We start from the raw sequence: 18507 nt of genomic DNA on the forward strand, positions 1-18507 counted from the left end.
GATATGAAATATTTATGGACAGTATTGCTAATATTTGGCTTCAATCTCACTAGCCAAGCACAATCCAATGAAATACAACAACTATTACTCAATGTAGAGAAATTAACGCAATTGAAAAGCATCTTATCAGATATGAAGAAAGGCTATCAAATAGTGAGCAAGGGCTATAATTCTGTGAAGCAAATAACGGAAGGTAATTTCAGTTTACACGATGCTTTTCTAAGCAGATTAATTGCGGTAAATCCTGCAATCAAAAATTATAAGCGAGTGGCAGATATTATCAGCTATCAAAAAGATATAGTTAAAGAATATCAGCAAGCTTTTAACCGGTTTAACAGCAGTCAAGTTTTTAATAAAAATGAGCTTCAATATCTGGAACAAGTTTATAAGGGTTTATTCCATCAAAGTTTGCAAAATATTGATGATTTGACAACAATCATTACTGCCACTAAACTCCGTATGGGCGATGACGAGAGATTAAAAATCATCGACCGTATTTATGAAGATACGACGGATAAACTCCAATTTTTAAAGTCTTTTAACCGCAAAACGTATGTTTTGATGCAACAAAGAAATCGAGAAAAAGATGAAATGAAGCAACTCCAAAATCTTTATCAATTAAATAAATAGCTATGAAAAAAATTAAGTTTTTAACCATCATTTTGGTGGTTACAGGGATGGTTTTGCCCCAGATATCTTTTGCACAAGGCATTTCTGGAAGTGCGCAAGGGTTGCAGAAAGTACTGGATCATGTTTACCAAGAAATGATTCCTTTATGTAGCAAACTCATTGATGTTGCCCGTGGAATTGCAGGTTTTGCAGCTTTGTGGTATATCGCTTCACGAGTGTGGCGACATATTGCAGCGGCAGAATCCATAGATTTCTATCCACTACTCCGACCATTCGCCATTGGCATAACCATTATACTTTTTCCTTCGGTAATAGCCATCCTTAACGGAATATTAAATCCTATTGTATTGGCAACAAATGGAATGGTTACAGATTCCAATAAAGCTATTGCGGTTTTATTGAAAAAGAAAGAAGAGGCGGCTAAGAATTCCAAATCATGGCAAATTTATGTGGGCGATGATGGTAATGGTGATCGTGAGCAGTGGTATAAATATACCCATCCAAGTGGCGATACCGGTGTAGAAGAAGGTGTTTTAGATGGATTGACAAATGATATGAAATTTTGGATGGATAAGCAATCATATAATTTCAGAAATACCATTAAACAATGGATGAGCGAAGTTTTACAGGTGCTATATGAAGCTGCTGCATTGTGTATCAATACCATTCGGACTTTCTATTTAATCGTTCTAGCCATTCTAGGCCCATTGGTTTTTGGCTTTGCAGTTTTTGATGGTTTTCAACATACACTCACGGTTTGGCTAGCCAGATATATCAATGTTTTTCTTTGGCTACCAGTAGCAAATATTTTCAGTGCTATTCTTGGGAAAATTCAAGAGAATATGTTGCAATTAGATATTTCTCAAGTGCAAAGTTCGGGTGATACTTTTTTTAGCCCAACTGATACCGCATACCTCATTTTCATGCTGATTGGCATTATCGGATATTTTACTGTCCCAGGTGTAGCCAGTTACATTGTTCATGCTGGTGGTGGAAATGCTCTTTTGAATAAAGTCACAAACATTGCAGGTCGCTCTTCTAATTCAGCAGCTTCAACGGCAGGCGCAGGTTTAGGGATGGCAGCAGATGCTTTAGGAAATCAGTGGCAAAAGGTCTCTCAAAGTATGTCGAGAAATGGCGTCAATTCCGATTACTTTAAAGATAAAGGAGACCAATCTTCTAGTTATCAAAAAGATAAGTTATCAGGTAAATAAACCCTTAAAATTTTAAAATATGTTTCAGCAATTAAAAAATATAGACACCGCTTTTAGGCATATCAAATTGTTTAGCGTGATTTTAATATTGGTATGTTTAATCATTACTGGATTGGTGCTTTTCAAAAGCTATCAAGCCATTGATGTAGCCAATGACAGAATTTACATTCTGTCAAACGGTAAAGCATTAGAAGCATTTTCTGCAACTAGAAAAGACAATGTCAAAGTAGAAGCAAAAGATCATATCGCAACATTTCATCAATATTTCTTTTCGCTAGATCCTGATGATAAAGTGATTCAATCCAATATCAGCAAAGCTTTGTACCTAGCAGATGAATCGGCTAAAAATCAATACGATAATTTGAAAGAAGAAGGATATTATACCAATCTGATTTCAGCGAATATCAGTCAGAAAATCAGCATAGATAGCATCCAAATAGATTTAGAGCAAACCCCCTATTATTTCCGATGTTTTGCAACTCAGCAATTAATCAGATCATCATCAACCGCTACCAGAAGCCTAATTACAGAAGGATATTTAAGAAACGTCAGCCGTTCGGATAATAACTCCCATGGTTTTCTGATAGAAAAATGGAAAATCATCAGTAATCAAAATTTAAGTAAACCATAATCTTTATGAAAGCTAATCAAAAGCAACATTGGAACTCTGGAATTAAACGGCATATCACAAAATTTAAAAGACAGTTAGCTGATCGTTTAAACCGAAAATTCTCAGAGTTCAGTTCCAATCAGAATAAAATGTTTCTGGCTGCAATCTGCCTAATCTTTAGCTCAGTTTGCACATACCTCATTTTAAAAGCAATTATTTAACCTCAATTTAATTTAACATGAAAACACAGTCATCCGCGGAAACGCAAAAAAGAAAAAGACTTTTACTCTTTTTACCCTTGTTAATTCTTCCATTTACCACCATGGCTTTTTGGGCTTTAGGCGGAGGAAAAGGAAATGTAAAACCTACTGATTCCATTCAAAAAGGTTTCAACACCAATTTGCCAAATGCCAAATTTGATGATACGCAGAAACAAGACAAGCTGAGCATTTATGAGTCGTTTGCTCAAACACAGCGAAGTAAAGAATTATCAGACACCGATTTTCAAAATATTCCTTTTGAAAATCAAAACGATGCAGCAGACAACGAAATTCAACAAAAGTTGGCTCAGCTTACCTCTGCTTTAAATCAGCCCGAAAATCAACCGCAATTTAGTCCATCAAAATCAGTTCGGCCAAAAACTACTGGAGGAATGGATAAAGATGTCAATCGTTTAGAATCCTTAATGAAAAATATGGATAACAAAGGTGATGATCCCGAAATGCAACAGCTCAATGGCATTTTAGAAAAAATTATGGATATACAGCATCCCGGAAGAACACAAGAACGAATGGAAAATCAACGGAAAGATAATCCAGGAGCTTTAACAGTGCATACACTAAACGGCAAGAATAGTCAGATTTATCAATTAGCACAAAGTCTCAAACCTGATTTACTCGACCCAAATACTAATACCATAAAGGCGGTAATTCATCAAACGCAAGAGGTCGTTTCAGGTTCAGTTGTCAAATTAAGGCTATTAGATTCCATTATTATCAATGGTACACTCATTCCTAAAAATCAAATGATTTACGGTTTGGCACATGTAAATAATGAAAGGTTAGAAATCAACCTTAAAACATTGCGCTATAAAAATTCCATACTCCCAGTTTCATTATCAGCATATGATTTAGATGGATTAGAAGGCTTGTTTATTCCCGGAGCAATAAGTAGGGACGCATCAAAAGAAGGTGTTGACGATGCTTTACAAAACCTTCAGATTATGACGATGGATCCATCCATAGGAGCACAAGCCGCCAGTGCAGGTGTTCAAGCAGCAAAAGGACTTTTTAGGAAAAAAGTAAAGCAGATAAGAGTACAGTTAAAAGCTGGATATCAGCTTTTATTAAGAGATAATAACCAATAAAACCATATAAAATGAGAACATTAAAATTAATTGCCATAGGCTTTTTGTGGAGTATTAAGGTACTTTATGCAAACGATAGTCTTAAAGTAGATCATCTGATTCAGAAAATAGCAAACACCCATTTGAGTCAAATACAAAGCGATGCTAATGGAAAAGTAAACGGCCAGCTAAGTAAAGTTTTAATTGTAGGCGATAGCTTATTTTTTAAACTCCAAATCGCTAATCGTTCAAATCTCAACTATCAAATAGACTTTATCAGGTTCTATGTTCGAGATTTAAAAACCAGTAAAAGAACCGTCACGCAAGAGCAGGAACTTTATCCAATTGTATCATCAGTTAATCAGAATAATGCTTTAAAAGCAGGTGCGAGTTTAAATGAGGTATTTGTTTTAAAACAATTCCCCATATCTAAAACCAGTGCGCTTTTTATAGAGGTTTATGAAAAAAGTGGCAGCCGACATCTTTACCTCAAGGTGAAGCAAAAGCACATTTTAAAAGCAAAAGCAATTTCTTCAATTTTTAATCAAAAATAAATAACCATGAACACACAAAATTTAGATTATTTAAAGTCGAATTTAAAGTATTTTGGATTTGGCGAAAGAATGAATGATGAACTTGAAAAGAGCATCAAATCACAAAAAAAAGATTTCAAACTGAATTGTGAAATCCCACATTTTAATAGTAAAATGAATTATACGCTGTACTTTAAAAAGTCGGACAATACAGATATGTATTTCTTCAATAAGTATGATGCTTTTTTAGAAAATGGTAAACTGGAATTGAGTAAAGAACAAGCTTTTTACATCAATAAATCAAACGGAATTACAGCCAAAGAAGCTTTTAATTTATTAGAAGGTCGTTCTGTTCATAAAGAACTCGCCAATAAAAATGGAGAGAAATATAAAGCTTGGATAAAAGTCGATTTTAATTCCCCTGATGAAAAAGGTGGTTATAAGCTGCAACAGTTTAGCGAAAAATATGGTTATGATTTGGAGAAGACTTTATCAAAATATCCTATCAAAGAGCTAAATGATCCTGAACAAAAGAAGCACTTATTAAGTTCTTTAGAAAAGGGAAATGTGCAACAAGTAGTCATTAACAAAGACGGAAAAGAGGGTAAATATTTTATTGAAGCTGTTCCACAATATAAAAACATCAATGTTTACGACCATAAAATGCACACTGTTAAAAGGCAGCAAATAGAATCGGGAAATAACCAAAATGAAACCGATAAAAAGGAGAAAAGCACTAAGCAAACGGAAACAAATGCAGAAACTGAAGAACCTAAAAAGACCACAGGTAGAAAGAAAAAGTTAAGTGTATAATAAAGGAAAGCCCGAAAGGGCTTTTTTTATTCGCTTTAATATGAAACATAATTTATAGTCGTTAAATATTTACAGCTAACCAAAACATTCAAATCATGAAAAATCTATGTTATCTATTCATTTCAATCACTTTATTTACTGCTTGTAGTTCTAAAGATTTAGACAAAGAAACCGCCTTGAAATTGCTTCAAGAACAAAAGGACTATCCCAAAACTATTGAAACTGACATTTACGTTGCTGACCCAGTAGATGCTACAAAACTTTTTAAATCTGACTTAGAAAAAGAAGGTTATGTAAATATTGCCCATACCCAAAAACTGGCTGATGTCGGCAAACCCATTATTACTTTTACCGATAAAGCAAAACCATATTTAATTCCACAAACAACTGAGGATAAAAAGAATAATATTCAGCGAGTGAAAGTGGCAGAAGAATTTATAATGGAGATTTTGAATGTTAAAATGGATGATGATGGGAAATCTGCATTGGTTGAGTATAGTAGTTTGTTGAAGAGGAAAACTCCGTTTTATGCGGTTTCAGGGATTGGTGTAAATGTTGAAAAAGTTATTAAGAAAGTAAAATTTATTCGAAATAAAACTGAATGGTCATTTAGGTTTTAGTATTATTATTGCATGATAGACAGTATCTTAATAATTTTCTTCATAAAACTAACTTTGAAGATATAGTAGTTTATAGATTGAATATGCCTTTAAATATCTTATTTAGAAAAAAGTTTAATATTTTAAACTTACTATTCAAATCAATTGTCTTACTTTTTCTTTATAGTCAATATATTCTTTACCGAGTTCTTTGGTTAAGAATTCTTCCTCAAGTCTGATTTGAATTTGAATTAAGACATAACCTAAAATCATAAATATTAAGGTCAATGCGTTTGGAGTAACTAAAAAAAGTCCAACTAAACTTAAAATCATTCCAAGAAATATTGGATTTCTAGAAAAACTAAAAACACCCGATTTTACTAAGTCTGTTTTTATTTCATTATCTATTCCAATACGCCAAGAATCTTTCATGTGACTTTGCGCAATAATTGTCCAAACGAGTGAAAATGCTAGACATATAAAGCCTACATACTTTACAATTTGGTAATCAATAGATGGAATAACTAAAAAATATTTATGCAAAATTGGAAATAAAGCATAAGCAAAAACATAAATGAACATTGCAATTAATGTCAATTTAAAATAAAATCCAATAAGACCGTAAGCACTATCATCATTAGGCAAAACAAGAGGATTTTTTCCAATTCTTTTAGCTACTATAAGTGTTTTAAGTACAAATGCAATCCCAAAATAAATAATAAAATATAGAGGTAGTATTATCTTGATTAAATCGTCCATGTTCTAAAATTAATAATTAGTTCTTACTTAATAAGCTTCAGTTGGGGTCTTATAAGTATTATTGCGTTTCCCCAGTTTCATTTACTTCAATTTTCCAAATATAATTTTCAAAAAAAATCACTACATTTAATGCGTGAAAATTCTATCAATTCTTTTAATGTCCTACTTTTTGATGCTGTCAAGTATTTCTTGTGCTGATAAAAAGGATTTTTCACAAGATCAAGTCAAAATTGAAAAAACATCTAGTCAAGATCATCCACAAACTGACTTTGATTTATGTTCTCCATTTTGTTCATGTTCATGCTGTGTTGGATTTACCAAGCCAATTGAACATCTAGTTGATTTCAAACTATCTAAAACTCCAAATTCTAAATCTATCTATTTAGAAAAATATTACTTCACAAATAAAATCCCACTTTACCTTCCTCCAAAATATAGTTAACACAAAACTTTCTAAGAATATTTTTGATGCGTTTACGCATCTGTGTTTTACTATACTTTAATTTTATGTTAAATAAAATCATTCAATTTTCTATCAAGAATAAGTTGATTATTTGCTTGATGGTATTAATTCTGATAGGCTGGGGAGCTTATTCAGTTAAACAATTACCCATAGACGCAGTACCAGATATTACCAATAATCAAGTTCAAATTATAACATCTTCTCCTAGTAATGGAGCCGAAGATATTGAACGCTTTGTGACCTATCCTGTAGAGCAAACCATGTCTACTATTCCTGGTATTGAAGAGATTCGCTCTTTTAGTCGCTTTGGTTTATCTGTTGTAACTGTTGTATTTAAAGAGGATGTAGAAATATATTGGGCAAGGCAACAAGTTAATGAAAGATTAAATCAAGCTACAGAATCTATTCCTAAAGGAATGGGTAAGCCTGAATTAGCGCCTTTAACAACAGGTTTAGGAGAAATTTATCAGTATGTTATCCACACCAAAAAAGGCTTCGAAAATAAATACAATGCTACAGAATTAAGAACCATCCAAGATTGGATTGTACGACGACAGTTATTGGGTGTTGAAGGAGTTGCTGATGTAAGCAGTTTTGGAGGTTATCTGAAACAGTATGAAATTGCTATCAATCCTGATAAGTTAAAAAGTATGAACATCAGTATCAATGATGTTTTTACTGCTCTTGAAAAGAACAACCAAAATACTGGAGGTTCATATATCGACAAAAAACCTAACGCCTATTTTATAAGAAGTGAAGGCTTAATTAAAAGCATCAAGGATATTGAAAACATCGTTGTCAAAACCAATGAAAATAGCATTCCTGTTTTAATAGGAAATGTTGCAGAAGTAAGAATTGGTGCTGCTACCAGATATGGTGCAATGACAAGAAATGACGAAGGAGAAGTAGTTGGTGCTATAGTGATGATGTTAAAGGGAGCCAATTCTTCAAAAGTTATTGAGAATGTTAAAGAAAGAATGCTTCAAATAGAGAAAACACTACCCAAAGGGGTAGTAATTGAGCCCTTTCTTGATAGAACCAAATTGGTTAATAATGCCATAAGTACAGTTACTAAAAACTTAGCAGAAGGAGCTTTAATTGTAATTTTTGTTTTGGTTTTACTGCTTGGAAATTTAAGAGCTGGCTTAATAGTCGCATCTGTGATTCCTTTAGCCATGCTATTCGCTATTTCTTTAATGAATCTATTTGGTGTTAGCGGAAACTTAATGAGTTTAGGCGCAATAGACTTTGGTTTGATTGTGGATGGGGCAGTTATTATTGTTGAAGCTACATTACATCATTTGGGATTACGGAAAAATCAAAACACCCTTTCTCAATCACAGATGGATGAAGAAGTTTACCAATCATCATCAAAAATCAGAAATAGTGCAGCATTCGGAGAAATTATTATTTTGATTGTTTACTTACCTATTTTAGCCTTAGTTGGAGTTGAAGGTAAGATGTTTAAACCAATGGCTCAAACGGTGAGTTTTGCCATTTTAGGTGCTTTTATTCTTTCATTGACCTATGTACCAATGATGAGTGCTCTCTTTTTGAGTAAAACAATTAATCATCGTAAAAATATTTCAGATAAAATTATTGGCTTTTTTCAAAGAATCTATACGCCAGCACTCAATTTTGCATTAAAAGCGAGAGTAGTGATTGTTGCTATTGCCGTAGGTTTATTATTAATCAGCTTGGTAATATTTAGCTTTTTAGGATCGGAATTTATTCCAACATTGGAAGAAGGCGATTTTGCTGTAGAAACCAGAGTATTAACAGGAAGTAGTTTATCTCAAACCATTGATGCGGCAACAAAATCTGCAAAAGTGCTAAAAGCTAATTTTCCAGAAGTTAAAGAAGTGATAGGAAAGATTGGTTCTAGCGAAATCCCAACCGACCCAATGCCTGTTGAAGCATGCGATTTGATGATTATTTTAAAAGATAAGGGCGAGTGGACAAGTGCATCAACTAGGGATGAACTTGCTGAAAAAATGCAAGAAGTTTTAGAGAAAAATATCCCTGGTGTTTCCTACGGTTTTCAACAGCCTATACAAATGAGATTTAATGAGCTGATGACAGGCGCCAGACAAGATGTAGTAGTTAAAGTTTACGGAGAGGATTTGAATAAACTAAGCAAATACGCTAAACAAATTGGACGCATTGCTAACCAAATTGAAGGAGCTCAAGATGTTTATGTTGAACAGGTTTCTGGGTTACCACAAGTGGTTATCAAATTTAATAGAGATAAGATTGCTCAATTTGGTTTAAATGTAGAGGATGTAAACACTGCAATAAGAAGTGGTTTTGCAGGTGAAGTAGCGGGCTTAGTTTTTGAAGGTGAGAAAAGGTTTGATATGGTTGTTAGATTAGAGAAAGAAAATAGACAATCATTAGATGATATTAAGAATCTTTTTATCACTGCGCCAAATGGAAATCAAGTCCCTTTAACCCAATTAGCTGATATTGCTTTTGAGCAAGGTCCAAACCAAATACAAAGAGATGATGCTAAACGAAGAATTATTGTAGGCTTTAATATCAGAGGACGTGATGTAGAAAGCATCGTTAAAGAAATTCAAGCTAAAATAGAAAGCAATGTAAATTTTGAAGCTGGTTATTACCCTACTTATGGAGGTACTTTTGAAAACTTACAAGCTGCAAATGCTCGTTTAAGCATTGCTGTACCCATAGCATTATTGCTTATTTTCTTTTTACTTTATTTAACCTTCTCATCAGTGAAACATGCATTGCTCATTTTCACGGCTATTCCGCTATCAGCTATTGGCGGCATTTTAGCTTTATGGCTTCGTGGAATGCCTTTCAGTATTTCAGCAGGTGTTGGCTTTATCGCTTTGTTTGGAGTAGCTGTTTTAAATGGAATTGTATTGATAAGTGAATTTAATAGACTTAAAAAAGAAGGAATGACAGATATTATAGAAATAATAAAAACAGGTACAGCTATCAGATTGAGACCTGTAATTATGACTGCTTTAGTTGCCTCTTTAGGTTTTTTACCTATGGCATTATCAAATGGTAGCGGAGCTGAAGTTCAAAAGCCTTTAGCTACTGTTGTAATTGGCGGTTTGCTAAGCGCAACCTTACTAACACTTTTGGTTTTACCTACTTTATACATTTGGTTTGAGAGAATCAAAATTAAAAAAGTTAAGCCTGTAATTAGTGTTTTGATTTTATTCTTTCTATTTGGAGGATCTGCAAACGCTCAGGTAAAAACCATTTCATTAGCTGATGCTAAACAACTCGCTTTGCAAAACAATCAGCAAATAGTTTCCAGTAGTTTAGAAATTAATTTTCAAAAAGCTTTAAAGAAAGGAGCTACAGAAATTCCTAAAACTGATGTTTCATTACTTTATGGACAAACTAATAGTATTATTAAAAACGATAATAATATTGGTATCTCTCAAACCATTCCTTTTCCTACAGTATTTGCTGCTAATTCAATTTTAGCTGATGCTCAAATTAAGGGAGCTCAATTGAGAACAGAAAAAGCAAAAAGTGAACTAGTTTATGAGGTGGTTCAAACCTACACTAATTTGCAATATTTAATGAGTAAAGCCAAGCTACTATTACAGCAGGATAGTATTTATCAAGGCTTTTTAAATTCTGCTAGTTTACGTTATAAAACTGGAGAAAGTAGCTTATTAGAGAAAGCAACTGCTGAAAATGAATTGTTTGAAGTAAAAAATCAGTTGAAACAAAATGAAGCTGATATTGCAATTTACACTTCTCAATTACAAATATTAACAGGAGTAGATCAACAACTTGTTTTAACAGATATTGATTTAAAAGTTAATCCTATCGAATTTTCGATAGACAGTAGTGCTTCAAATCAGAACGCTAGTTTGAAGTCAATTCAACAAGAGATTGAAATTGCACAAAAAGAACAAGAAGTATTATCAGCTAAAAGCTTACCAGATATTACTTTAGGCTATTTTAATCAATCATTAATTGGTAATCAAAATATTAATGGACAAGAAGTTTATTTTGGTGGTTCTAAAAGGTTTCAAGGTGTTCAATTAGGATTAGCCATTCCTTTATTTTATGGCTCCTACAAATCAAAAATTAAAGCTGCTGGCATTACTCAGCAAATTAGTGAAGCCAATGCTAAACTTTATGAAAACAAATTGATGGGTGCTTATCAGCAAGCAATAAGAGAATACTCAAAAAACAAAGAAACCCTTGAATATTTTCAAATATCGGCTTTGCCAAATGCAACTTTGATTTTAAAAAATAGTCAATTGGCTTATCAAGGTGGAGATATGAGTTATGCAGAGTACTTGCTTAATCTAAAAAAGGTCAATAGTATTCGTGAAAATTATTTAACGGCAATTTTAAAGCTGAATCAATCTATTAACACATTGGCATTCTTAAACGGAAACCAATAATCAAAAATTAGAAATATGAAATCGATATATAAATTATTAATCACGTTAGTTATTGCATTGATCATTCAAAGTTGCAATCAAGCATCTGAAAAAAAGGAGGAAATAGTGCCAGTAGAAAACAATCATGGTAATGAAGCAGTGCTTACGCCTGAACAATTTAAAACTGCACAAATAGAATTGGGTAGCATTGAAATGAAAGCGTTAAGTGGTACCATTAAAGTAAATGGGATGCTTGATTTACCTCCTCAAAGTCTCGTTTCAATCTCCACTCCCTTTGAGGGCATTGTAAAAAGTACAGAAATGCTTCAAGGTATGAAAGTAAGAAAGGGACAAGCTGTGGTAGTCTTGCAACATCCTGATTTTGTTCAAATTCAACAAGATTACCTAGACTTTAGCAGCTCATTAGAGTATTTAAAGTTAGAATATGAAAGACAGCAAGAATTATCAGCCGACAATGTAAACGCTAAAAAAACGGTACAAAAAGCTAAGAGCGAATATCAAAGTATGTTAGCTAGGGTTAGAGGTCTAAAAGTTAAGCTTAAGCTAATGAATGTGAATATTATCTCTTTAGAAAAAGGAAATATTCAGAGTACGCTTACACTTTATTCTCCGATTAATGGATATGTTACTGAAGTAAATACAAATATAGGCGCAACTGCTTCCCCTTCTGATATTTTGTTTGAAATAGCAGATACAGAGCATTTACATGCCGAGCTAACTGTTTTTGAAAAAGATGTCCCTCAATTAAAAATTGGGCAAAAGGTAAGGTTTACCCTAGCGAATGAAAATAAAGAAAGAATGGCAACTGTTTATTTGATTGGTAGAGAAATAAGCAAGGAAAGAACTGTAAATATCCATTGCCACTTAGATGAAGAAGATGGGCAACTTTTACCCGGAATGTATCTGCAAGCTTTGGTTGAAAATGGGAGTCAAGATGTAGCAGCATTACCAGAAAAGGCAATTGTAGAGTTTGAAGGCAGCAAGTATATTTTTATTGAAGGTTCAGAAAAAAATAAGGAACTGAGACATTTTGAAATGATTGAAATAATTGTGGGTGTTACTGAACTTGGTTTTACACAAGTGAGTGCGGTAAACAAAATAGATTTAACAAAAGAGAGAATTGTATTGAATGGCGCTTATGATCTATTAAGCAAAATCAAAAATAGTGAAGAAGGAGAAGAACATTAAAAAACTAATATTATGATTGAAAATAAAAATATAGACCATCATCACGAAGATGATGGTCATAATCACGGTTCAACCGAGAATGAAACATGGTTAAGTCATTGGCCATTATTAACTGCCTTACTCATTTTGGTGGTTATGCAGGTTTTAGAATTTGGCTTTTCTATAAGTTTTACGCTAATTATATCACTCATCATTTATATCACTGCTTATCTTTTAGCAGGTTATAATGTGCTGAACTTAGCTTGGCGTAAAGCTATTCGATTAGACTTTTTTAACGAGTTCTTTTTAATGAGTGTAGCCACTATTGGTGCCTTTGCCATTGGTTCTTTTAGCGAAGGAGTAGCCGTTATGGTTTTTTATTCTATCGGAGAATGGTTTCAAGATTCGGCAGTTAATAAAGCTAAATCAAGTATCAAAGCTTTATTGGATATACGACCAGACACGGTTGATGTCATAAGAAACGAAAAGATAGAAACAGTAAAACCATCTGATGTTAAAATTGGCGAGATTATTCAAGTTAAAGCTGGTGAGAAAGTTGCATTAGATGGTGTATTGTTATCTGAAAAAGCAACTTTTAACACTGCTGCACTTACAGGTGAAAGTAAGCCAGATAATAAGTCAAAAGGAGAAAATGTATTTGCAGGTATGATAAATCTGCAATCAGTCGCAGAGATTAAAGTTCTTTCAGAATTTAAAGACAGTAAGCTAAGCAAGATTTTAGAAATGGTACAGGATGCTACCGCTCGAAAATCTCAAACCCAATTATTTATATCTCGTTTTGCTAAGGTTTACACGCCTATAGTTTTTGCATTGGCTGTTTTATTGGTTGTACTACCTTACTTTTTTGTAAACGATTATGATTTTAATAATTGGTTATATAGATCATTGGTCTTTTTGGTAATTAGTTGTCCTTGTGCGCTCGTGGTTTCTATCCCGCTTGGTTATTTTGGCGGTATAGGTCTAGCATCCAAAAACGGTATTCTGTTTAAAGGTGGGAACTTTTTAGATGTGATGACTAAAATCAATACTGTGGTTATGGATAAAACTGGGACTTTAACTAAAGGTGTTTTTAAAGTTCAAGAAGTAAAAACCAACAATTATAATGAGAAGGATTTCATAAAATTAACCGCTGCAATAGAGAGTAAATCTACTCATCCAATTGCTTTAGCTGTTACTGAATTTGCTGGACCTGTATTAGACGGTGTTACTATTAAAGATGTTGAAGAAATTGCAGGACATGGTTTAAAAGGTATAATAGATGGAAAAGAAGTTTTAGCTGGAAATACCAAACTACTCAAAAAGTTCAATATCAGTTATGATAATGCTATTGATAATATTGTAGAAACTATTGTAGTGGTTGCAATTGATAAAGTTTATGCTGGTTATATCACTATTGCCGATGAGATTAAAGAAGATGCAAAACAAGCGATTGAAGATTTACATCAATTGAATATTGAAACCGTAATGCTTAGTGGCGATAAGCAAAGTGTAGTAAATAGTGTAGCTAAATTTCTAAGTATTGATAAAGCTTTTGGTGATTTATTACCGGAACATAAAGTCGAAAAAGTTCAAGCCCTAAAAGATTTGGGTAGACAAATTGCATTTATAGGTGATGGTGTAAATGATGCTCCTGTAGTTGCCTTAGCAGATGCAGGAATTGCTATGGGCGGTTTAGGTAGTGATGCGACTATTGAAACAGCAGATATTGTTATTCAAAATGACCAACCTTCTAAAATTGTAGCTGCTATTAAAATTGGTAAACTAACTAGAAACATCGTTTGGCAAAACATCATTTTAGCTATGACAGTTAAAGTCATCGTTTTAGGATTAGGTGCAGGTGGCATAGCTACTTTATGGGAAGCTGTAATAGCTGATGTTGGTGTGGCTTTATTGGCTATTTTAAATGCTGTAAGGATTCAGAAAATGAAAATTTAATTTTAAAAAAAGTGATAAGTGCTAAAAATTAACACTTATCACTTTTTTTTAGAACTTATGGAGATAAACGTTATACGTTTCATGATTATAAATTTAAGTTTAAAATTAATTAATGCTCAAATGTGCTTTTATAAGTAAAGTAGTATAAAATAATTTAACTGTTGAGGGCGCAAGTTGGCGTTAGAATAGCTAGAAGAAATTCCTAAATTAAAACAATAAAAGAATTCATCTCTTCGTGGGAAGAGAGCAACCATTTTTGATAATATGATAAGCTTTAAAAACGTCAGTAAAAATTCCGATTAATTGTTAGATCAACTCTCATGTAAATAGAACGATATTTTCATTTCTTTAATACTGCGTCCTTATGTGTAATTCCTTACACATAAATGGCATTCAAGTATTTGCTTAAAACACTTATAGAAACAACTAAATTAGAAAACCCCAACCAAAACCATTCATCCCTTTTCGTACCTCAAATAGATGAATGCCCTTCGGGTGCTCCGTTCCGCTCCGCTGCGGAAATGGCAGTTTTTGTTGTGCTTTTATAAAGCGAAAGAACCAATAGCTTCCATTGCATTCCAGCTATCCATTCTTTTTAAAAGAAATCCAAACCGAAAGCTTTTTAAAGCGATTATTCCTAAAGATTCTTCTTGGCTTTTTTGCAGAGGCAAATTTAAACCTCTTCGGCAATCAAGACCATGCCCTTCGGGTTTGGACAAATAAATCTCCACGCCTCCGCTACGCTCCGGGTAGTATTTTTTTGCCTCAAAGTCTTGACTTGCCCGCCCACCACACAATTTTTTAGCCTCTATCAAAAAGCCAATGGAGGCGCAAGCCGAAATGGGATGAACAGATTTTTTAACCATTTAATTTTTATTCAAAATGAAAACAGCAGAAAAAACAAACGGAGCAGTTCAAGGAACGAGCAACAAATTAGCAGAAATCAAACCTGCTATCAAGAACCCTAATCTTTCCCACAATGGAGAAACAAAAAAGGATGAGCAAAAAGAAAAACCAAAACAAGAAGAGCAAAAACAACTAGTTCCAAATTTAGAATCCACTTTAAAAGTGGTGGCAGATTTACACCAAAGAAGCATCCACCGTGAGCGATTATTAAAAAGAATCACAGAATTAGACCAGTTTGAAATCACCCTAAAAAGTGAAAGTGAAGAATTGGAAAGCAACCATTTTCAGGGTTGCCAATTAATGATTGCCGACGACAAAGGCAGGAACTTCGCCACCAAAACCTCGGGTTTAATCACTTTGGTAACTTCTTTTATTCGCCAAGCTTGTATGGAAAAGTTAGCGGAAATTGAAGCAAACATTGTTTTTCCAAAACATTAAACCATTTAGTCCCGGTGTAATGCCGGGACTTATTTCAAAGCATTTTAACAGCAATTACCATGATAGAGTTATTTATAGAATTTACCGACCAAATATTTTGGGAAGGTTATGCAGAAGATTTAGCAGAAAGCAATCCACAACGTTACACCGCAGAATTTAACGATTTTTTAAACATCTATAATTTTTAGCCATGCAGGAAATAATGTATTTAACAATCCAAGCGAGATTGAAAACAGAACTGACCAACCGTGAACAAATCATTAAAGAAGTAGAGAAAGAAGCGGTAGTCATCGTTTCCGATACAAAACATGTTCAGTTCATAGAAACTAAAATCATCATTAGCAATATTCAGAACCCTAAAAAATAAAACTATGGCACATCACATCAATTATAACGAACAGACCCAAAAGCATAGTTTTTTTTCAGTGAAAGAAAAAGCATGGCATGGCTTAGGGCAAATTGTTTCAGATTATCCCACCAGTGCAGAAGCTTTAAAATTTGCAGGACTAGATTTTGAGGTTTTAAAACTCCCCAATCTACACCTTTTGCCCGATGGAAAGGAAATCATTTCCGAAAATTCCTATTTCACATATCGAACAGACAACCAAGAAATTTTGGGCGATAAACTAGGAAGTGATTATGAAGTGGTACAAAACAAAGATGCTTTTACTTTTTTTGATGCCATTGTTAACCATCAAGACGGTATCTTATACGAAACCGCAGGCGCATTAGGCAAAGGCGAACGCATTTTTATTACCGCAAAACTTCCTGATTATATCAGAGTGGGCTTTGATGATTTGATTGAGAAATATTTATTCTTAACCACTTCACACGATGGTTCGGGCAGTATAACCGCAGCTTTTACACCCATACGGGTAGTTTGTAACAATACCTTAAATGCAGCATTAAAAAATAATAGCAATGGAATTAAAATAAAGCATACCAATAATGCCAAAGACAGGTTACAGCAGGCGCACCAATTAATGGGCATTAGTAATGCTTTAGCAAACGAATTGGAACAGGTTTTTAACCATTGGTCGAAAGTTAGAATTACAGACCAAGAGGTTTTGAAATTAGTTCAACAAGCTATATCACCATCAAAAGAGGTATTGAGAAATGTTTTAGAAAAGAGAGAGGATGAAAATTCCACGCATTTTAAAAATATTTGCAACAACGTTTTGGAATATGCTTTTTCTAATGAAACCCAGCAAACCCTAACCACTAAAGGAACTTTGTTTGGTGCATATAATGCCGTCACGGGTTATTATCAAAATGTAAAATCACATAAAAATGAAGAACAGAAATTGAAATCCATTCATTTCGGAACAGGATTGCAAAGAACACAACAAGCTTTTAAACTTTGCGAAGCTTTCGCCAAAAATAAAGCTGAATTACCATTTTTTGTTTAAGAAAAGGGCGAAAGCCCTTTTTTTATTCGTCCGAAGCCCCGCATTTTCTCGCTATTAATAATGATGATTAAAGCGAGAAAATACGGGGCTGTTCATTGATGAGGAGGTTTAAAAGAGGGATTTTAAAAAGCGAATCAGACTTCATCGATTAAATTATCGCACAAAGATAGCCTCATTTAGGGATACAGGTTCGCTACGCCAAGGTCGTATTTGAAAAATGGGTATCCACTCTGGCGGAACCTCCACATTTTTAAAATCTCCACCTTGCCCTTAATCCCAATACAAGGCAGATGAAGCACCATAATTCATTCATTAAAAATTTAAAAAAGAAGATTATGGAAAAGTTTCAAGAACCAGCAATAAACACACAAATCTCATTGTTTCAAGTTTCAGAAATCAGCGTAAGCTATAAACCGAAATTCAAGACTTCCGAAAGACCAAAAGTGATGACCTCAAAACAGGTTTATGACATTTTACAAAGTCATTGGGATAAAGATGTTTTAGAACTGAAAGAACAATTCAAAATCATGTTATTGAATAGAGCCAATAGAGTAATTGGTATTTATGAAGTTTCAAATGGTGGAATGAGCGGCACTATTGCAGACCCCAAACTCATTTTCTCCACCGCATTAAAGACATGTGCAAGTAGCATCATTTTGAGTCATAATCATCCGTCAGGCAACTTAAAACCAAGTGATGCCGATAAAAGCATGACTCGAAAAATCAAAGCTGGAGGAGAATTATTAGATATTACAGTTTTAGACCATGTAATTATTACTGCTGAAGGATATTTTTCTTTTGCAGATGAAGGGATTTTATGATCCCTTCATCGTCTTTAAAAAATATATAATACAACCAATCCATAATTTTTATAAACCTTTATATTAGGAGAATACGCTCTACGGGTTACCCGAAATCGACACCTCAATATGATTTAAAAAGTATAGCAATCAATAAAATCGAGCGCCATATGAATAATTAAGCCAATAGCCACAATACGGGCTTTGGGAAAATATAGCAGTATAAAATATATTATTATAGCTATGTAAGAATGTAGAGGATGAAACCCAATGCTACATCTATTAGGGTCATATATTGGGGTGGCAATCAAATGGTCCAAATCCACCATCATCGTCGCTATCATAATAAGCCATGCTTTTGTGGCCATGTGCCGATAAAAAAAGAAAGAAAAAAGGGCTGGTACTATAAAGTGGAGTAATATATGGATCATATTGATCTTCTCAATTTATTTTTCAGGAAAT

19 protein-coding genes are annotated in these 18507 nt (G+C 33.6%); 16 read left to right on the forward strand and 3 right to left on the reverse strand.

Annotated features, from left to right (window positions below; genetic code table 11):
• The first annotated feature begins 3 nt into the window (after nt 1-3).
• From FA046_RS08640 to FA046_RS08670, 7 genes are all read left to right on the forward strand, one after another.
• Complete coding sequence (locus FA046_RS08640) at nt 4-630, forward strand: TerB family tellurite resistance protein (protein WP_136825977.1); 627 nt, start codon at nt 4-6, stop codon at nt 628-630.
• 2 nt (nt 631-632) lie between these two features.
• Nucleotides 633-1844, forward strand: a complete 1212-nt coding sequence (gene traJ / locus FA046_RS08645) for a conjugative transposon protein TraJ (protein ID WP_136825978.1) — start codon at nt 633-635, stop codon at nt 1842-1844.
• 19 nt (nt 1845-1863) lie between these two features.
• On the forward strand, nt 1864-2475 hold the full coding sequence (gene traK, locus FA046_RS08650) for a conjugative transposon protein TraK (RefSeq protein ID WP_136825979.1): 612 nt from the start codon (nt 1864-1866) through the stop codon (nt 2473-2475).
• A gap of 217 nt (nt 2476-2692) precedes the next feature.
• Nucleotides 2693-3820 (forward strand): conjugative transposon protein TraM, encoded by a 1128-nt coding sequence (gene traM, locus FA046_RS08655; protein WP_136825980.1) that lies wholly within the window; start codon nt 2693-2695, stop codon nt 3818-3820.
• Between the two features lie 11 nt (nt 3821-3831).
• Nucleotides 3832-4353 (forward strand): DUF4138 domain-containing protein, encoded by a 522-nt coding sequence (locus FA046_RS08660; RefSeq protein WP_136825981.1) that lies wholly within the window; start codon nt 3832-3834, stop codon nt 4351-4353.
• 6 nt (nt 4354-4359) lie between these two features.
• Nucleotides 4360-5145 (forward strand): hypothetical protein, encoded by a 786-nt coding sequence (locus FA046_RS08665; protein ID WP_136825982.1) that lies wholly within the window; start codon nt 4360-4362, stop codon nt 5143-5145.
• 95 nt (nt 5146-5240) lie between these two features.
• A complete protein-coding gene (locus FA046_RS08670) occupies nt 5241-5765 on the forward strand; it encodes a hypothetical protein (RefSeq protein WP_136825983.1) in 525 nt (174 codons plus the stop codon).
• A gap of 135 nt (nt 5766-5900) precedes the next feature.
• Here FA046_RS08670 and FA046_RS08675 read toward each other — a convergent pair whose 3' ends face one another.
• Nucleotides 5901-6503 (reverse strand): methyltransferase family protein, encoded by a 603-nt coding sequence (locus FA046_RS08675; RefSeq protein ID WP_136825984.1) that lies wholly within the window; start codon nt 6501-6503, stop codon nt 5901-5903.
• 133 nt (nt 6504-6636) lie between these two features.
• On the opposite strand from FA046_RS08675, the gene FA046_RS17610 reads away from it, so the two are divergent.
• The 4 genes from FA046_RS17610 (at nt 6637) to FA046_RS08690 (ending at nt 14492) form a co-directional block, all read left to right on the forward strand.
• A complete protein-coding gene (locus FA046_RS17610) occupies nt 6637-6945 on the forward strand; it encodes a DUF6660 family protein (RefSeq protein WP_394347366.1) in 309 nt (102 codons plus the stop codon).
• Nucleotides 6946-7010: 65 nt separating this feature from the next.
• Nucleotides 7011-11369, forward strand: a complete 4359-nt coding sequence (locus tag FA046_RS08680) for a CusA/CzcA family heavy metal efflux RND transporter (protein WP_136825985.1) — start codon at nt 7011-7013, stop codon at nt 11367-11369.
• A gap of 15 nt (nt 11370-11384) precedes the next feature.
• Complete coding sequence (locus FA046_RS08685) at nt 11385-12557, forward strand: efflux RND transporter periplasmic adaptor subunit (protein ID WP_136825986.1); 1173 nt, start codon at nt 11385-11387, stop codon at nt 12555-12557.
• 12 nt (nt 12558-12569) lie between these two features.
• Nucleotides 12570-14492, forward strand: a complete 1923-nt coding sequence (locus FA046_RS08690; protein WP_136825987.1) for a heavy metal translocating P-type ATPase — start codon at nt 12570-12572, stop codon at nt 14490-14492.
• A gap of 542 nt (nt 14493-15034) precedes the next feature.
• On the opposite strand, the gene FA046_RS08695 is transcribed toward FA046_RS08690, so the two are convergent.
• On the reverse strand, nt 15035-15358 hold the full coding sequence (locus tag FA046_RS08695) for a hypothetical protein (protein ID WP_136825988.1): 324 nt from the start codon (nt 15356-15358) through the stop codon (nt 15035-15037).
• A 16-nt stretch (nt 15359-15374) separates the two neighbouring features.
• Between FA046_RS08695 and FA046_RS08700 the strand changes: the two genes are divergently transcribed.
• The 5 genes from FA046_RS08700 (at nt 15375) to FA046_RS08710 (ending at nt 18066) form a co-directional block, all read left to right on the forward strand.
• Nucleotides 15375-15836, forward strand: a complete 462-nt coding sequence (locus FA046_RS08700; RefSeq protein WP_136825989.1) for a hypothetical protein — start codon at nt 15375-15377, stop codon at nt 15834-15836.
• Nucleotides 15837-15895: 59 nt separating this feature from the next.
• A complete protein-coding gene (locus FA046_RS17535; RefSeq protein WP_262709950.1) occupies nt 15896-16024 on the forward strand; it encodes a hypothetical protein in 129 nt (42 codons plus the stop codon).
• 38 nt (nt 16025-16062) lie between these two features.
• Nucleotides 16063-16203, forward strand: a complete 141-nt coding sequence (locus FA046_RS17255; protein ID WP_205943623.1) for a hypothetical protein — start codon at nt 16063-16065, stop codon at nt 16201-16203.
• 4 nt (nt 16204-16207) lie between these two features.
• Complete coding sequence (locus FA046_RS08705; protein ID WP_136825990.1) at nt 16208-17245, forward strand: DUF932 domain-containing protein; 1038 nt, start codon at nt 16208-16210, stop codon at nt 17243-17245.
• A 335-nt stretch (nt 17246-17580) separates the two neighbouring features.
• Nucleotides 17581-18066: a JAB domain-containing protein gene (locus FA046_RS08710; RefSeq protein WP_136825991.1), complete on the forward strand. Its 486-nt coding sequence runs from the start codon at nt 17581-17583 to the stop codon at nt 18064-18066.
• Between the two features lie 113 nt (nt 18067-18179).
• Here FA046_RS08710 and FA046_RS17495 read toward each other — a convergent pair whose 3' ends face one another.
• On the reverse strand, nt 18180-18476 hold the full coding sequence (locus FA046_RS17495; RefSeq protein ID WP_225870900.1) for a DUF6122 family protein: 297 nt from the start codon (nt 18474-18476) through the stop codon (nt 18180-18182).
• Nucleotides 18477-18507: the final 31 nt, after the last annotated feature.

The organism is Pedobacter cryophilus (assembly GCF_005116455.1).
Classification (GTDB): Bacteria; Bacteroidota; Bacteroidia; order Sphingobacteriales; family Sphingobacteriaceae; genus Pseudopedobacter; species Pseudopedobacter cryophilum.

What these genes read in the sequence shown, in the direction of transcription:
- traK (WP_136825979.1), top strand. Translation starts at nt 1,864, where the DNA reads ATGTTTCAGCAATTAAAAAATATAGACACCGCTTTTAGGCATATCAAA.
- FA046_RS08685 (WP_136825986.1), top strand. Translation starts at nt 11,385, where the DNA reads ATGAAATCGATATATAAATTATTAATCACGTTAGTTATTGCATTGATC.
- FA046_RS08660 (WP_136825981.1), top strand. Translation starts at nt 3,832, where the DNA reads ATGAGAACATTAAAATTAATTGCCATAGGCTTTTTGTGGAGTATTAAG.
- FA046_RS08695 (WP_136825988.1), bottom strand. Translation starts at nt 15,358, where the DNA reads ATGGTTAAAAAATCTGTTCATCCCATTTCGGCTTGCGCCTCCATTGGC.
- traJ (WP_136825978.1), top strand. Translation starts at nt 633, where the DNA reads ATGAAAAAAATTAAGTTTTTAACCATCATTTTGGTGGTTACAGGGATG.
- FA046_RS08710 (WP_136825991.1), top strand. Translation starts at nt 17,581, where the DNA reads ATGGAAAAGTTTCAAGAACCAGCAATAAACACACAAATCTCATTGTTT.
- FA046_RS08670 (WP_136825983.1), top strand. Translation starts at nt 5,241, where the DNA reads ATGAAAAATCTATGTTATCTATTCATTTCAATCACTTTATTTACTGCT.
- traM (WP_136825980.1), top strand. Translation starts at nt 2,693, where the DNA reads ATGAAAACACAGTCATCCGCGGAAACGCAAAAAAGAAAAAGACTTTTA.
- FA046_RS17535 (WP_262709950.1), top strand. Translation starts at nt 15,896, where the DNA reads ATGATAGAGTTATTTATAGAATTTACCGACCAAATATTTTGGGAAGGT.
- FA046_RS17495 (WP_225870900.1), bottom strand. Translation starts at nt 18,476, where the DNA reads ATGATCCATATATTACTCCACTTTATAGTACCAGCCCTTTTTTCTTTC.
- FA046_RS08700 (WP_136825989.1), top strand. Translation starts at nt 15,375, where the DNA reads ATGAAAACAGCAGAAAAAACAAACGGAGCAGTTCAAGGAACGAGCAAC.
- FA046_RS08680 (WP_136825985.1), top strand. Translation starts at nt 7,011, where the DNA reads ATGTTAAATAAAATCATTCAATTTTCTATCAAGAATAAGTTGATTATT.
- FA046_RS08705 (WP_136825990.1), top strand. Translation starts at nt 16,208, where the DNA reads ATGGCACATCACATCAATTATAACGAACAGACCCAAAAGCATAGTTTT.
- FA046_RS08675 (WP_136825984.1), bottom strand. Translation starts at nt 6,503, where the DNA reads ATGGACGATTTAATCAAGATAATACTACCTCTATATTTTATTATTTAT.
- FA046_RS08690 (WP_136825987.1), top strand. Translation starts at nt 12,570, where the DNA reads ATGATTGAAAATAAAAATATAGACCATCATCACGAAGATGATGGTCAT.
- FA046_RS08665 (WP_136825982.1), top strand. Translation starts at nt 4,360, where the DNA reads ATGAACACACAAAATTTAGATTATTTAAAGTCGAATTTAAAGTATTTT.
- FA046_RS08640 (WP_136825977.1), top strand. Translation starts at nt 4, where the DNA reads ATGAAATATTTATGGACAGTATTGCTAATATTTGGCTTCAATCTCACT.